Annotated in this window: 11 protein-coding genes; 7 read left to right on the top strand and 4 right to left on the bottom strand. The window is 42.9% G+C overall.

Annotation, left to right across the window (positions count from 1 at the left end; translation table 11 throughout):
- Positions 1-76 precede the first annotated feature (76 nt).
- The 4 genes from ACZ41C_RS00735 to ACZ41C_RS00720 all read right to left on the bottom strand — a co-directional run bounded on the left by ACZ41C_RS00735 (position 77) and on the right by ACZ41C_RS00720 (position 4892).
- Entirely contained in the window at positions 77-769 is a 693-nt protein-coding gene (locus tag ACZ41C_RS00735; RefSeq protein ID WP_138259754.1) for a Type 1 glutamine amidotransferase-like domain-containing protein, read from the bottom strand.
- A gap of 156 nt (positions 770-925) precedes the next feature.
- The gene (locus ACZ41C_RS00730) at positions 926-2242 is read right to left on the bottom strand and encodes a DEAD/DEAH box helicase (RefSeq protein WP_464563588.1); all 1317 of its coding nucleotides are present in this window, start codon (positions 2240-2242) and stop codon (positions 926-928) included.
- 195 nt (positions 2243-2437) lie between these two features.
- Entirely contained in the window at positions 2438-3991 is a 1554-nt protein-coding gene (locus ACZ41C_RS00725) for an NAD(P)/FAD-dependent oxidoreductase (protein WP_464563586.1), read from the bottom strand.
- A 31-nt stretch (positions 3992-4022) separates the two neighbouring features.
- Positions 4023-4892: an AraC family transcriptional regulator gene (locus ACZ41C_RS00720; protein WP_464563584.1), complete on the bottom strand. Its 870-nt coding sequence runs from the start codon at positions 4890-4892 to the stop codon at positions 4023-4025.
- Between the two features lie 174 nt (positions 4893-5066).
- Here ACZ41C_RS00720 and ACZ41C_RS00715 point away from each other — a divergent pair, with 174 nt between their 5' ends.
- From ACZ41C_RS00715 to ACZ41C_RS00685, 7 genes are all read left to right on the top strand, one after another.
- A complete protein-coding gene (locus tag ACZ41C_RS00715) occupies positions 5067-8573 on the top strand; it encodes a PVC-type heme-binding CxxCH protein (protein ID WP_464563582.1) in 3507 nt (1168 codons plus the stop codon).
- A gap of 24 nt (positions 8574-8597) precedes the next feature.
- Positions 8598-9455, top strand: coding sequence for a sugar phosphate isomerase/epimerase family protein (locus tag ACZ41C_RS00710; protein WP_464563580.1), 858 nt, complete (start codon positions 8598-8600; stop codon positions 9453-9455).
- Between the two features lie 11 nt (positions 9456-9466).
- Positions 9467-10594, top strand: coding sequence for a Gfo/Idh/MocA family oxidoreductase (locus tag ACZ41C_RS00705; protein ID WP_138259749.1), 1128 nt, complete (start codon positions 9467-9469; stop codon positions 10592-10594).
- 191 nt (positions 10595-10785) lie between these two features.
- Complete coding sequence (locus ACZ41C_RS00700) at positions 10786-13335, top strand: C-type lectin domain-containing protein (protein ID WP_464563578.1); 2550 nt, start codon at positions 10786-10788, stop codon at positions 13333-13335.
- 212 nt (positions 13336-13547) lie between these two features.
- Positions 13548-13967: a DUF2141 domain-containing protein gene (locus tag ACZ41C_RS00695; RefSeq protein WP_138259747.1), complete on the top strand. Its 420-nt coding sequence runs from the start codon at positions 13548-13550 to the stop codon at positions 13965-13967.
- A gap of 12 nt (positions 13968-13979) precedes the next feature.
- Positions 13980-14603 carry a tetratricopeptide repeat protein gene (locus tag ACZ41C_RS00690; RefSeq protein ID WP_138259746.1) on the top strand — a complete coding sequence of 208 codons (624 nt, stop codon included), beginning with the start codon at positions 13980-13982 and terminating at the stop codon, positions 14601-14603.
- Positions 14604-14612: 9 nt separating this feature from the next.
- Positions 14613-15977, top strand: coding sequence for a 2TM domain-containing protein (locus tag ACZ41C_RS00685; protein ID WP_464563575.1), 1365 nt, complete (start codon positions 14613-14615; stop codon positions 15975-15977).
- Positions 15978-16145: the final 168 nt, after the last annotated feature.

Raw genomic sequence — 16145 nt, 5'->3', positions numbered from 1 at the left:
AGAAAGCAGAAAAGCCAAAAACTTTAAACCTGAAGCTTTTTTTATTGATTTGATAATACAGGAGCGCAGTAGTTTTTTATCCGATTACCTTGGATTCCAATCGCTCTTCCTTGATCGAACCATTTTTTGAATAGACATAATAGCTATGATTCCGCTCATCCAAAGAAACGGAAGTATACACTTCTTCGTTGATAAAATGAATGGCAGAGCGGTCGTCACAGGCGTAGCCGTCGTTAAGCTTACCCGAGCGAATATTATTGTGATACAAAGGACGTCTTGAAGTTTCAGAATTGTAATGCGGACAATGGCTTTTGTCAATGAAAGACATCCCGTTTACTATACTAAGTTCCTTAGGTCTCGAATCCGTAGTACCCGCATTGAACCAACAGAGTGAGCCCGCACTGCCACCACCCATGACCACCCCAGTATCATAGGCCTTTTTGAGGGCTATGTCTATACCTTGGGCCTTCCAAATGGCCAACATGTTCAAAGTGTTGCCCCCACCTACAACAATGGCATCCATTCTTTGGATGATTTCCTCAAAGCTTTCTTTCTGGTCGTAGGAATTGATCCAAACGCTCATTACATGTGGTACTACATCAATTTGGGAACAGACCTCATGAAAAGATTTTATATACTCGGGATCTTCTCCACTGGCCGTGGGAATAAAACAAAGATTAGGGGTTTCCTTACCGGTAGCCTTGGCCATATAGTCCAAAAAGGGAACCGTATGCCTTCCACTACCATAAACGAGTAACTGTCTTTTCATTTGGAGCGTTTATAATTTCAAAGATACACAGATGATTTACAAACTGTAAAAACCGACAGTTTTACTCGATAATCAAGATTTAAATGCTCCGACCCTTGCGTGGAAACATAATATAAATGTTATATTCAATGCCTCATGGGCTTACTCCGAGGTGGTTTACTGGGAATCCGAATTTCTCTGTCCTTTGGGTTTACTCCCCCGAAACTTATTTGTACCGGAGCTATTCCTGTTCTTGTTCCGGTTTCTATTTCGGTTTCTATTTTTATTCTGATTGGGATGCGAAGTTTTGTTCGGTTTCTGAGGCTTAGGCTGTACGTCCTCTTCGGTTTCGGAATCATCATCCACAAACTGATGCTCCGGCATACGCGGAACGGGCTGTTTGATCAGTTTTTCTATATCTCGAAGATAAGGACGTTCCTCCTTGTCACAAAACGACAATGCAATTCCGCTGGCACTGGCCCTTCCGGTTCTTCCTATTCTGTGTACGTAGGTTTCGGAAACATTGGGAAGGTCATAATTTATGACCAATGAAAGTTCGTCCACATCAATGCCCCTTGCCGCAATATCGGTAGCAATCAAAACCATTAATTTACCGTCCTTAAAATCCCCCAAGGCCTTCTGCCTTGCGGTCTGGGATTTGTTCCCATGTATGGCCGCCGATTTGATACCGGCCTGCGATAATTTTTTTACAATTTTATTGGCACCATGCTTTGTCCTGGAAAATACCAATACCGAATCTTTAGGGCGTTCCTGGAGCAGATGTATCAACAGTTTTGGCTTATTCTTTTTACTCACAAAATAGACACCTTGATCCACCTTTTCAGCTGTGGCCTGTTGAGGTTTAATGGTTACGCGTTCAAAATCGCCTAACATGGCCTTGGATAGTTCTACTATATCCTGGGGCATCGTCGCAGAAAAGAATAGTGATTGCCTTTTTGGGGGCAATTTGGCGATGATCTTTTTTACATCATGGATGAAGCCCATATCCAGCATCTGGTCCGCTTCGTCCAACACCACAAACTCAAGGTCCTTAAATGTGATATAGCCCTGGTTCATTAAATCCAATAGCCTACCTGGTGTGGCAACCAGGATGTCCACGCCACTTTTTAGCGCATTTACTTGTTTACCTTGTTTGACACCACCAAAAATCACGGTGTTTTTGAGTCCGGTGTATTTGCCGTAGGCCGTAATGCTTTCCCCAATCTGTATAGCCAATTCCCGTGTTGGGGTCACGATCAAGGCCTTGACCTTTCTCCGGTTGTCCCGTAGGCTTATACCCTCGTAAAGATGATGCAAAATGGGAATACTAAAGGCTGCCGTCTTCCCGGTACCGGTTTGGGCAACCCCTAGTAAGTCTTTCTTTTTAAGTAAAATGGGAATGGCTTGTTCTTGAATGGGAGTAGGGTGTGTATACCCTTCTTTTTGTAAGGCCTCCAAAATAGGTTCTGCAAGGCCAAGTTCTTTAAATGTCATTTATTTTAAATAAGAGGCAAAGGTAGGGTTATTTGTGTTAGTGTGATGGCTGGTTGTTCGTTATTGGTTGTTCGTTATTAATTGCTCGTTGATTGATGTTGGTTTGGGGGATTCAAACAATTTAATTTAAATTCTGAACTTTAACTTGAGTTTGAACTAGCGGTTGGACTTTGTACTCCGAACTTGAACTTTCCTTCAAAGCCCCACAACAGCTGCTTCGGCGCAACGTTCTCCGTCCATGGCCGCTGAAACGATCCCCCCTGCAAAACCACCGCCCTCTCCACATGGAAATAGACCCTTTATTTGAACATGTTCCAAGGTTTTGTTTCTTGGAATGGTGACCGGGGAAGAAGTTCTGGATTCAACACCCACGATATTTGCCTCAACGGTATAATAGCCATGCATTTTTTCACCGAAGGCCTTGAACCCCGTTCGTAGGCGACTCCCAATGAGTTTGGGTAGTAGTGAATGCAAGGGGGCCGATTTCAAACCAGGCTGGTAGGAAGTTGGGTTTAAGTCGGCGGAAAGCCGACATTCTACGAAATCCGTTAATCGTTGTGCAGGAGCTGTTTGCGACCTTCCTCCTGAAGTAAAAGCTAAACGCTCAAAATCTTTTTGATACTCAAGTCCTTTTAATGCCCCCAAGTGTTCGTACTTGGGAATGTCCTCGTCCACATTGATTTCCACCACAATGCCCGAATTCGCAAAGAGGTTGTTACGTTTTGAGGGGGACATTCCATTCACCACAACTTCACCCGGGGCGGTTGCAGCCGGTACTATGAAGCCACCGGGACACATACAGAATGAATACACCCCACGGCCTTTCACCTGTTCCACCAAACTGTAGGAAGCAGCTGGTAGCAACACATTTCTTTGACCGGAACAGTGGTATTGAATACTGTCGATGATTTCTTGGGGATGTTCCACCCGTACACCCATCGCATAGCTCTTAGCCTCCAAAGCAACTTTCTTTTTGTGTAGTAGTTCAAAAATATCTCGAGCCGAATGCCCGGTGGCCAGTATGACCCGTTCCACCGTTACTTCACTTTCGTTTTGTAATACGATGGACTTTAATCTGTTGTCCTCAATGTTAAAGTCGGTCACCCTAGTATTAAAATGTACTTCACCACCATATTTCAGAATAGTTTCCCGCATGTTCTGTACGATTTTGGGCAATTTGTTCGTACCGATATGCGGATGGGCATCAATGAGGATATCTTCCTTCGCACCGTGATGGACTAGACTTTCGAATATACGTCTTACATCGCCGCGTTTTAAGCTACGGGTGTAGAGCTTTCCGTCCGAATAGGTCCCCGCTCCACCTTCACCAAAGCAGTAATTGGAATCCTCACCTACGATATGTTCCTGATTAATGGCCTTAAGGTCACGCCTGCGGTCCTGTACATTTTTACCACGTTCAAAAACAATCGGCTTATACCCAAGTTCAAGACATCTCAAGCCCGCCCACATTCCTGCGGGACCAAATCCTATGATGTGAATAGGCTTGGCCTTTGAAACATCTTTATACTCAAATGTATATTCGGTTTTATCCAAGGTTTCACCCTTGGTATATACCGCCAACTTATAATTAAAGTAGATGGTGGGCTTACGGGCGTCAATGGATTTTCGAAGGACCTTAAAGGTAAATTCACCGGTGGATACCCCCAAGTGGCGGGCTATTTTTAGTTCCAGTATATTTTCATCCCCAGCCTCCTCCAAACTAACCCGCAACTGAATGTTTCTCATCATGATGGTAAAATTACTTTAAAGAAACGGATACTTAAAGTGGGCCAAACTCCTTTTTATAGGCCGATGGTGTTCTACGGGTGATGGCCTTAAATTGCTTGTTGAAATTGGAAAGGGTTTGGAAACCGCTTGAATAACAGGCCTGGGAAGCGTTCATTTTTTCTTCCAGAAGCAACTTGCATGCATGCCCAATCCGTATTTCGCTTACAAATTCTGAAAAGGTCTTGTTGGCGTGGACCTTAAAATAACGGCTGAACGATGTAGGGGTCATATTGGTGAGCTCGGCCAATTCCTCCAATCCTATCTTACTTCTGAAATTTTGCATTACGTAGGCATATACAATGTTCATGCGCTCTGTATCCCCTTGTTTTAGGGAATTGATATATCCAGGACTGGCAAGAACTTCCAAGTCATCGGTCTGGCTTAATAAATGCAAAATTTCCAAGAGGCCAACCACTTTCTCCAATCCCTCCTGATGTACTAGGTTTTGCATCAGCGTTTTGACTTTTTCGGCCGTCACACCCGTAACTAATAGACCCCTGAGACTTCTTTTTAGCAGATGTTTTAGTTTTAGGCCTTCCTCTTTCTGCAACAGGTTTTCACCCAACATATTTTGATTGAAGTATACCACGATACCCTTCGAGAATTTTTCTTTTGTGGTTTTTCCTGCTTCAATATCGCTCCGCCAGAGATGGGGTAGATTAGGTCCCGTAAACGTAATCTCCCCTTCCTTGTAGGGTCTAATGCTATCTCCAATAAACTGTGTGCCCCTTCCTTTTAATACCATGAACAATTGATACTCTGGATGGAAATGCCAATTTGGGTCGAAGATGGGCTGTTTTAGAGCCTTGGTAACCAAGGCATGGGACTTAGGTATCGGGGATTTTTCTAAGGCTAATTTCAATATTGGGAATTTTTAATAATCAATGATCCGCCAAGAATAAAACACTTATTTGCCTTTAAATTTAACAATTTAATCTGATATATGGTAAAATACAGTCAGGATAGGATAAATCACAGGGATTTTTATTGTCAATTTATAATTAAAATTGGTACTTGAATCAACATCTGTCATTTTATGAAGACTTTTTATAGGATATCTGCAGTCGTTTTTAGTGCTTTCCTTCTATTTTCAGGCTGTAAGTCGGAACAAAAAAATGAAACCACTTGGAAAGATGATGCTCCTCGCCGCATAGAACTTCTGTTCTTAGGGCACTCCATTGAGCACCACAATTCTGGGGAGTACTTTCCCATATTGGCCACGGCCTTAACAAAGGACGGTATAAACATTACGTATACGGAGGATGTGGATGACCTAAATCCAGAAAACCTTTCGTTGTATGACGGACTTATAGTTTATGCCAATCACGAAGAAATAACGGACGCGCAGGAAAAAGCCTTGTTGGATTATGTTCGTGAAGGCCATGGGTTTATTCCTATTCATTCGGCTAGTTTTTGTTTTAAAAATTCACCCGAATATATAGACTTGGTAGGGGCGCAGTTCATGAGTCACGAGAACAGTACCTTCACGGCTGAAGTTGTAGATAAGGAGCATCCGATCACAAAGGATTTAAAACCTTTTGAAACATGGGACGAAACCTACGTACATGATAAAATTGCAGATGATATTCACGTTTTAATGGAACGTGTGGAGGGTGATCATAGGGAGCCATGGACCTGGGTTAAGAATTATGGGGAAGGAAAAGTGTTCTACACGGCATACGGACACGATGAGCGCACTTGGAACAACCCTGGTTTCCAAAATTTGGTCAAGGAGGGAATTCTTTGGGCCGTTCCAGAAAAGGCAAAAGAGAATTGGTTGGCTTTCACTACCGATATTCCTACCTTGAAATATGAGGATAGGGATAATATTCCTAATTACGAGCAAAGGGATCCCGCCCCAAAGTATCAATTACCTTTATCCCCCGAAGAATCCCAGAAGTTCATTCAGGTGCCGGCAGGCTTTGAAGCCCAATTATTTGCTTCTGAACCGGATATCATAAATCCTATCGCGATGAACTGGGATGAAAAAGGCCGTCTTTGGGTGATTGAAACGGTGGATTATCCCAATACCGTGAGAAATGATGATAGTATAGGTGATGATAAAGTAAAAATTTTAGAAGATACCGATGGTGATGGCAAGGCCGATAAGGTGACTGTATTTGCGGATAAATTGAATATCCCTACCAGTTTTGCTTTTTACGATGGCGGTATCGTAGTCTCCCAAGCACCGGAATTCATCTTTTTAAAGGATACGGACGGTGATGACAAGGCAGACGTTCGGGAGACCCTGATTGAAGGCTGGGGTACCTTTGACACGCATGCAGGTCCTTCCAATTTGCAATATGGTATAGATAATCAACTATATGGTGTAGTTGGCTACTCCGGATTCGAGGGCCAGATTTTTGGAGAGGATTTTAAGTTTAACCAAAACGTATACCGGTTCAATCCTAAGAAAAGCACCTTTGAAGTAGTGACTAACACCTCCAATAATACATGGGGATTGGGATTGACAGAGGATAATTCAATCTTCGCATCCACTGCAAACAACACGCACAGCGTTTTTGTAGGTATACCCAATGCCAATTTCACCCATGTAAAAGGAATTGGAACGGATGGAAGTGCCAAAATAGACGGTCACTATGAGATGCAACCTATTACACCAAATTACAGACAAGTTGATGTTTTTGGTGGCTTTACGGCCGCTGCAGGACATCATTTCTATACCGCTAGGGCTTACCCGGAAAAGTATTGGAACAAGATTGCATTTGTCTGCGAGCCTACAGGTGGCTTAGTCCACCAAGCAAGAATCGTAAAGGATGGCGCAGGATATGTAGAGGAAGATGCCGGTAATCTTTTTGCGTCAGCCGATGAATGGTCTTCCCCAGTGGAAGCCAAAGTGGGTCCGGATGGTGTAGTCTGGGTCGCGGACTGGTATAATTTTATCGTACAGCACAATCCCACCCCAAATAAGGATAGGGGCGGATATGATGCAGAAAACGGGGATGGAAATGCCTATGTGAATCCCTTACGTGATAAGTCCCACGGCAGGATTTATAGAATAGTTCCAAAATATGACTATTCCTACGAACCCATAACACTGTCTAAGGATGATCCGGATAAATTGGTAGATGCCTTGAGCAACGACAATCAATTTTGGAGATTGACCGCTCAACGTCTTTTGGTGGAACGAGGAGAGACCGATGTTTTAAATGACCTATATAAATTGGCGAATAAAAAGGAAGTTGATAGCGAAGGTTTGAATAATGCAGCATTACATGCACTTTGGACGATTGACGGCCTTGGTGCTTTGGAATCAGATTCTAATGCCCTTGGGGTGGTGAAAGGAGCGTTATACCATAAGGCTGTAGGCGTTCGTAAAGCGGCCATTCAGTTATTGCCTCGAAATGACGATTCTGACAATGCCTTGTTCAAGGCGAATACCCTTAACGATCGTGATCCGAATGTACAACTGGAGGCACTGCTTTATTTTTCAGAAAGGCCCTCCTCACAAAAGATAGGTTCTTTGCTTTATGATTTGGGTAAGAACGAAGCTGTTTTAAACGACGAGTGGATGTTCAAAGGAATATATGCTGCATCCGCTCAACATAGTGATGGGTTTTTAAACGCCTTTAAACAGCAAAACCCTAATTACAAAATGCCCGAGGCAACTGCCAATGATATGGCGGCCATGGGATACAATGATGCGGATTGGGAGAGTATGGAATTACCACAGTATATAGAGGACGCAGGATTGGATATAGACGGAGTTATCTGGTTTAGGAAGGAAATCTCTTTACCTTCATCGGCCTCGGATAAAGTAGGTACAATTTCCTTGGGACCCGTTGATGATTCCGATGTAACATATATCAATGGAATCGAAGTTGGAAGCATGGCGGCCAGCTATAAATCCATGCGAAGATATGATATTCCAAAAGGTGTTCTAAGAGCAGGGAAAAATGTAATTACCGTACGTGTTGATGATACGGGGGGTGAAGGCGGAATTTATGGTAGAAGTTGGTCCATGAACATCAGGGTGGGTGAGGAAAGATACTCATTGGCCGGACCATGGAAGTATAAAGTGGAAAAGAATTATACTGATAAAATTGCAAAAACATATACAGAAGCGGATTTTGCCGTACTGCTTATAAAGAATTATGGCAATGAAGATGGTGTCTCTTCGGATATGACTGATGAAGATTATTCCAATGCGAAAAAGATCGTTATAAAAACAATAACGAATGAGATGAAATATGATGTTACCAACTTTGAAGTGAAAGCTGGAGAACAGGTAGAATTGATATTGGAAAACCCTGATTTTATGCAGCATAACCTCATTATTACCAAACCTGGTAAAAAGGAAGCGGTAGGTGCCGCGGCGGATAAAATGGCAGCGGACCCAGATGCGGCGGAACTCTTTTATATTCCGCAGACTGATGATGTATTATTTGCAACTCCGTTATTAAATCCGAACGACAGCTATTCATTGAAATTCACGGCACCAACAACCCCCGGTGAATACCCATTTATATGTACCTTCCCTGGTCACTGGAGAATTATGCAAGGGGTAATGGTCGTAAAATAATATCCAAAATTTAGGAAGAGAGGCATGAAGAACAAGATAAATTTTGGTGTAAGCACTTGGCTTTGGCAATCGCCCTTTACAACGGAAACAATAAAGCTTTTTCCAAAAATCAAGGCCATGGGTTTTGACGTTGTGGAAATTCCCGTAGAAGACCCAGCTTTAATTGATGTTAAAGTTTTAAAGGAAGCATTGGATGTCCATGGACTACAACCAACGATTTGCATTGTTTTTGGCGATGATAAGGATTTGACTTCAGAAGATGAAACCTTACATAAAAATTGTTTTGAACATGTGGAAAAATGTTTTTCCCTAGCTTCCTCGCTTGGTGTAAGTTTTGTCGCCGGACCACTCTATGCCGCTGTAGGAAAGGCCCGTTTGGCACCCGATGATGTTAAGAACAAAGAATGGAAGAGGTCCGTTAAGAACTTAAGGGTTCTGTCAGACATTGCTACGGTATACGGTTTGGATATTGCATTGGAACCCTTGAATAGGTTTGAATCCGATTTGATCAATACGACTTCGGATGTAGTCCGCTTATTGGATGAAATCGACAAGGATAACATGAAAATTATTCTGGACGGATTCCACATGACCATAGAAGAACAGGATATTCGTAAAGCCATTAATTTGGCCGGTGATAGATTGATCCATGTTCAGGTTTCGGAAAACCACCGGGGGATTCCCGGTACGGGTTTGACACCTTGGGCCGAATTTGCAAAAGGATTACAGGACGTGAATTATTCTGGGGCCATAGTAATTGAAAGCTTCACTCCAGAAATTCCCGAATTGGCCGCAGCCGTAAATATTTGGAAAAAGCTGGCGAACGACCAAGATGAGTTTGCAAAAAAAGGATTGAAATTTTTAAAGAATACGTTTAAGTAAAATTGAAAAATATGAGTACAAAGAAAGTGAACGTAGCCATTATCGGTTTAGGTTTTGGTGCAGAATTTATTCCCATATATCAAAAGCATCCCAATGCGAATTTAGTGGCCCTCTGCCAACGAAACGAGGCCAAGTTGAACGAATTGGCGGACGCCTTCGGCATCGACAAAAGATATACCTCATATGAGGAGCTGCTGAAAGATCCGGAAATTGATGCCGTGCATATCAATACACCCATACCCAATCATGGGGAGCAATCCATTAAGGCCTTAAAAGCCGGTAAACATGTGGCCTGTACGGTACCCATGGCCACCACGGTTGAGGAATGCGAAGAGATCGTAAAATTGACACAAGCAACGGGACTTACCTACATGATGATGGAAACGGTGGTCTATGCCCGGGAATTTTTATATATGAAAGAACTTTATGAAAATGGGGAGTTGGGCAAGGTTCAATTTTTAAAGGCAAGTCACCAACAGGATATGGATGGATGGCCTAATTACTGGCCTGGATTGCCACCTATGCACTATGCAACGCATTGTGTGGGACCTGTATTGGCTTTGACCCAAGGTGAGGCTGAATATGTTTCCTGCTTCGGCTCTGGTACTATAAGGGAGGAATTGATTAAAGAATACAATTCGCCCTATGCCGTGGAAACCACCCATATTAAATTCAAGGATTCCGATTTAAGTGCACAAGTGTATCGGTCGTTATTCGATGTAGCTAGGCAGTATCGGGAAAGTTTTGAAGTCTATGGTTCCAAAAAATCTGTGGAATGGCCCTTGATAGAGGGAAAACCCTTGGTCGTGCATACCGCAAAAAAACCGGAACCAGAAATTCCGGAAGAGGTTGAAAGTCCGGATTATGCCAAGCTATTGCCCAAGGAAATCCAACATTTTACCACCCAAGGAGTTTACGATTCCGAGGAGAATGAACATCTATCCTTTACCCAAGGCGCAGGCCACGGGGGGTCACATCCGCATTTGGTGCATGAATTTGTCGAGGCTCTGATTCAAGATAGGTCGCCCTATCCAAATGCCAAGCAATCGGCCAACATTACTTGTGTGGGGATTTTGGCCCATGAGTCGGCACAAAAAGGCGGGGCTATTATCAAATTGCCCGATTTTACGCTTTCTTAGATGGAAAATGACCTTTATTATGAGAAGTATCCATTAAGGTTTAATGTTTGTGTACGCAAAATGTAAAATCTTTAGAATTTTCACTCTGCCTTAGTGTTCATTTGCAACGCAAAACGGGTAGCACACAACAATAAATAGAGAAAGGCTTCTTTGTTGGTTACTTTAGCGTCAAATGGCTAGAGGAAATTGATTTGAAATACCTTATTGTTTTATTAGTTTTTACCGTTATTGGCATACATTCCATGTATGGCCAAGAAACCTATTTGGATACATTTTCAGCTTTTTCCTATAGCGGCAACGAGGGAAGCATGTCCTTTGCTGGGGGGTGGTCTGAAACTGGTGAAGCAAACGACCCAGGTTCCGGAAGAATACAAATTGATGGACAACGTCTCCGATTTCAAAATTTGGACAATAATTACATTACTAGAAACCTGAACTTGGCAAATGCCCTAACGGCAACACTTACTTTCGATTTTCAACGGACCAACGGGGACGAAATTGTTACGGTTCAACTATATGATGGTAGCACATATTCTACAGTAGGAAATTTAGATGGATCTGGTTCGTTCAACTATAGTTTGAATGCCAATCAAATGAACGCCAATGCAGGTATCCGGTTTATTTCAGGTAGTGGTAATTGGAGCAATTCCGAAACCTTATATGTTGATAATGTACTGTTTACGGTAGTATTTCCTGACGACCCACCGGTATTGATTGCAACAGGAAATCAAATACATTGTAATGGTGGTAACACACCTATTGCCCAAACTATCAGTATTACAGATCCGGACGATACTTCTACTACGGCAGTTTATGTGCAAATTTCAAATGGTTATATAGCTGGGGAAGATCTTTTGACCCTCACAGGCAGTCATCCAGGAATTACGTCAACTTGGGATGCCGTAGAAGGAAAACTCACCTTACAAGGACCTGCAACCTATTCAGCTTTTGAAAATGCGATTTTGGACGTTCATTATAGTACTAGTTCTCCAAATCCTACAGGAAGTAGGCAGTTTTCCATCACGGTAGGCGAGGCGAACTTTTTGCCAGCTACCGGCCATTATTATGAATACGTGGCGGACGTTGGAATTTCTTGGACGGATGCTGAAGTAGCCGCCAGCAACCGAACATATTTTGGATTACAAGGCTATCTGGCTACATTGACGACCCAAGAGGAGGCTGATTTTTCCGGTTCGCAAGCACAAGGTGTTGGATGGATCGGAGCAAGTGATGCGGCCACGGAAGGAGAATGGTTTTGGGTTACCGGTCCAGAAGCTGGGACCCCATTTTGGAGTGGTCGCGCTGATGGGAGTACGTTACCACCCACCAATTTTGCGAATTGGAACGGAGGGGAGCCTAACCAATCGGGTAATGAAGACTATGCCCATATCACAGATCCATCGGTAGTAAGGGGTGGAGCTCCGTTGGGTTCTTGGAACGACCTGCCCAATGGAGGAGGAAGTGGTGCATATGCTCCAAAAGGTTATGTGGTGGAGTACGGTGGTATGCCAGGGGACCCTGTACTCAATATTAGTGCCACCACAAGTTTAACCATGGATGACACTGCGCCTACCTGGGTAAGTGCCAGTGGATCATTGGACGAATCTTACCAATGTGCATCAGATGTTCCTTCTTTGTCGGTTTGTGGCTCTTTAAGTGTTACTTTTTTTAACGAGGCTCAGTATTCTTGGGGTTTTGGTCTTCAAAATAATACAGGCTCACAGATCGATGCTTGGGAAGTGCAAATTCCTAATGCCGACTACCAGTTGAATGTTTCCCAATTAAGCAATCAAGGAGCGTTTACCTATTCCCAATTGGACAATGGGGACGGCACTTTCGACCTAACACTTGCCGGAACGGGCCCTATTGCGCCGTATGGAGGTATCCCTGGAGGCAATATTCAATGGTCTGGTGTCAATTTTGGCTTTGATCCCACTTCCGATGGAATTTCGGTTTTTTGTGGATCGATACCCTTTGCACCCCCAGTGGCCACGGATGATTGTTCGGTCGCGAACATTTCGATTATATCGGATCAAATAACAACTTTCAATTCCGAAAATGATTTTACAAGGGTAATTACCTATATTGCAACGGATAGCAGTGGAAATATTAGCGTTCCCTTTACTAAGACCATTACAGTACAAGATACCACAGCGCCAACAGCTAGTAATCCGGGCGCTATAAGTGTTTATTGTAGTGCCGATGTACCAGTCCCTGATACTTCCCTAGTCTTGGATGAAGCCGATAACTGCGTAGGCCCCTTGACCGTAACCCATGTGGGCGATAGTACGGATGGAGGCTATAATCCTGAAACGATTACAAGGACCTATTCAATTACAGATGCTGCTGGGAATACAACAAACGTTTTCCAGATAATTTCCGTTTATCAATCGGAAATTCTTTCCCAACCAATGGATGTCAATACCACTGCAGGTACTACAGTGGTTTTTTCGGTTACGGCGAACAATGTGGACCAATACCAGTGGCAAGTAAGCACGAATGGGGGAGTGTCATTTAGCAACCTCCTTAATGGTAGTGGATATAGCGGGGTACAAACGTCCAACTTGCAAATTCAGGCTAATGCAGTTGACTTGCAAAAGAATGGTTATCGTTACCGTGTGTTGCTATCGAATTCGGCTGCTTCATGTCCGGCAGTAGCATCCCTGCCAGCTTTATTCACTATTGGGGTTCGTTCGATTATTACAAACAGACGTATTACCCATCGAGTCAATAAGAACTAGATACCCCAATTTTAAAATTGCATTATTTGGTTAATCCCTGAAGTGGTTGGAAAACTACAAGGAAAGGTTTCAAAACTAAAGCACCATTTTTTCTCAAACACTACTGGTTAAAAAAAATACAATCCGTCTTCCAAAATCTACAATTGGGTAATTCTTTTTATAAATTGCAGTATCGTTCATGGAAATTTGAACAGCAAATTAATGTTTACCCAATGAAATGTCTTATTACCATCATCTGTATTTTTTGGTTGAGCTTAGGGATGGCGCAAACCGCCACCATGGGCACCATAGAACTGGAAATTACTGGGATGGAAAACGACGAAGGGCAGATGTTGGTGGGACTTTACAATTCTGAGGAGGGTTGGTTGCTAAAGCCATTTAAGGGAGCTTTCGGAAAAATAGCTAATGGGGTCACCACAGTTATTTTTAGGGATATTCCAGAAGGGGTTTATGCCATTTCCGTGTTTCACGACAAGGACAACGACGGAAAGCTAAACCGGCTTTTTGGACTGCCTACTGAACGTTTTGGAGCTTCCAACAACGCACCTTCAAGATTTGGTCCCCCAAGATGGCGGGACGCAAAATTTCAGCTATTGGGCGGAACATTGAAACATTCAATTCAAATTCACTAAAAGCTGTTCAAAATGAAAAAAATTATCACACTGCTGCTAGTAGTGCTTACTACTAGTGCCTGGTCCCAAGATCAATTTACCAAAGGAATGGAAAAGGCCTTTACACTTTGGGGCGAGGGCAAGTCCATGGAAGCTTCCAATCTTTTTGAAAGAATAAGCAATGCGGAGCAAGATAATTGGCTGCCCTATTATTATGTAGCACAAATCAATACCATCAACTCCTTTGGCGAAAAGGACGAAAGTAAATTGAAACAGCAATTGGAAAAGGCCCAACAGTTTTTGGACATCGCCAAGCGGATTTCGCCCAATAACCCAGAGATTATGGTCCAACAGGCCATGCTTTATACGGCATGGATCGCCTTTGATGGGGCTACCTATGGAATGACCCATTCCGCCAAGGTTGTCTCCCTATACAATGAAGCTTTACGCATTGCACCTGATAACCCTAGGGTGGTGTTTTCAAAGGCGGAGTGGGACATGGGATCCGCAGCTTATTTCGGTCAGGATACCGCCCCATTTTGTAAGGATGTGGAAAGGTCCTTGGAACTTTTTGCTAACTTTAAGCCTAAAGGTCCTTTTTATCCCAATTGGGGAGAGGACAGGGCGAAGCAAACCCATGAAAGTTGTAATGGATAATGTCGTGCTATGGAAGCATCAAAAGATTTGGGACAGGAGAGTAAGTTTTCCTTTGAAACCATCAGTAAAGTATTAAGGATAAGCTTGTACATTACGCTAGGTATTTCTGCGATCAATATCATTTTCGCCCTGCAGAATGGTATTGTATGGAAACATGAACTGCAGGATGTGGCGATTACCTTCGTATATGCCTTCACAATTACCGCATGCAATATCTTTTATAACGATTTCCTCTCCCAAAAATTCAGTTGGGAAACCCAAACGCAAAAACGGCTATGGTTTGGAGCTGTGGGATCTATACTCCTTACGGTGCTTTCCTATGGCCTGGCCAGAATCTTTGTAGAAGTAGGTTATTTTGGGAATAGTTTTCAGGAATTTTTGAGGAACGAAGACTTTGCAACCTATTTCTATACCTTACTCATTGCTATTTTGGTATCGGCGATATTGCATGCCTTTTATTTTTATAAGGCCTTACAGGACAGTAAGGTTAAGGAGCAAAAGGTTATAGCAGGAACGGCATCGGCGAAGTTCGATGCCTTGAAAAACCAGTTAGATCCCCATTTTCTATTCAATAGTTTGAACGTACTAACAAGTTTGATCGAGGAGGACCCGGACCAGGCCCAAAAGTTCACCACGTCGCTTTCCAAGGTCTATCGATATGTATTGGAACAAAAAAACAAGGATTTGGTTTCCGTGGATGAGGAGTTACAGTTCGCCAAAACTTATGTTAAGCTATTGAAAATGCGTTTCGAGGACAGTATCGTTCTGGATATTCCGGAAAATGCCTCCAATCCAGAGGCTAAGATTGTTCCGCTCTCCCTGCAACTATTACTTGAAAATGCAGTAAAGCACAACATAGTAAACGCTTCAAAACCTTTGCATATAAGGATTTTCGAGGAAGACGGGAATTTAAAGGTAACAAATAACCTTCAGGAAAAACAGGTGGTCAAGAAAAGCAGTGGTGTTGGCCTACAGAATATTCAGCAGCGCTATGAACTTTTGAGCCACCGAAAAATGGAAATCCATAAAACCAACGGTAATTTCACCGTAGAACTTCCCATGTTGACCCAAAAAGTTTCCGTTGTGGAGACCCAGGAGGAATTCATCGAGGACAAGCGCTATCAGAAGGCAAAGGAGAAAGTGGAAAATATCAAAGGCTTCTACGGGAACCTTATAGCCTATTGTATCGTTATTCCATTTATGGTCTATTTGAACCATAAGACCACAAGCTTTCCTTGGGTGATATTTCCGGTGCTTGGATGGGGTTTTGGTCTGTTGACCCACGGTATGGAGGCTTTTGGCTATCACCCTATTTGGGGGAAACGTTGGGAGGAGCGCAAGCTCAAGGAGCTTATGGACAAGGATGAATTCTGATTCTTTCCTTGATGGATACCTTCATACTTTCATGGAAAATTCTTTTTTAAAGACATCGTTTTCCATCCCTACCGTTCCGGATGACAGTTTATCCTTCAAATTGTACAATTGGGTAAACCACTTTTTCAAAACCCTTGATAATCCCTGAAATTTGATATATCAATAAAA

The sequence above is a fragment of the Maribacter sp. C-4077 genome (assembly GCF_055378385.1).
Note: the sequence above shows the minus strand (reverse complement) of the source record. Positions and strands in the feature narration are given on the sequence as shown.

Excerpts from the sequence above, each read along its gene's own strand:
- ACZ41C_RS00725 (WP_464563586.1), bottom strand. The coding sequence starts at position 3,991 with ATGATGAGAAACATTCAGTTGCGGGTTAGTTTGGAGGAGGCTGGGGAT.
- ACZ41C_RS00710 (WP_464563580.1), top strand. The coding sequence starts at position 8,598 with ATGAAGAACAAGATAAATTTTGGTGTAAGCACTTGGCTTTGGCAATCG.
- ACZ41C_RS00685 (WP_464563575.1), top strand. The coding sequence starts at position 14,613 with ATGGAAGCATCAAAAGATTTGGGACAGGAGAGTAAGTTTTCCTTTGAA.
- ACZ41C_RS00690 (WP_138259746.1), top strand. The coding sequence starts at position 13,980 with ATGAAAAAAATTATCACACTGCTGCTAGTAGTGCTTACTACTAGTGCC.
- ACZ41C_RS00715 (WP_464563582.1), top strand. The coding sequence starts at position 5,067 with ATGAAGACTTTTTATAGGATATCTGCAGTCGTTTTTAGTGCTTTCCTT.
- ACZ41C_RS00735 (WP_138259754.1), bottom strand. The coding sequence starts at position 769 with ATGAAAAGACAGTTACTCGTTTATGGTAGTGGAAGGCATACGGTTCCC.
- ACZ41C_RS00705 (WP_138259749.1), top strand. The coding sequence starts at position 9,467 with ATGAGTACAAAGAAAGTGAACGTAGCCATTATCGGTTTAGGTTTTGGT.
- ACZ41C_RS00695 (WP_138259747.1), top strand. The coding sequence starts at position 13,548 with ATGAAATGTCTTATTACCATCATCTGTATTTTTTGGTTGAGCTTAGGG.
- ACZ41C_RS00730 (WP_464563588.1), bottom strand. The coding sequence starts at position 2,242 with ATGACATTTAAAGAACTTGGCCTTGCAGAACCTATTTTGGAGGCCTTA.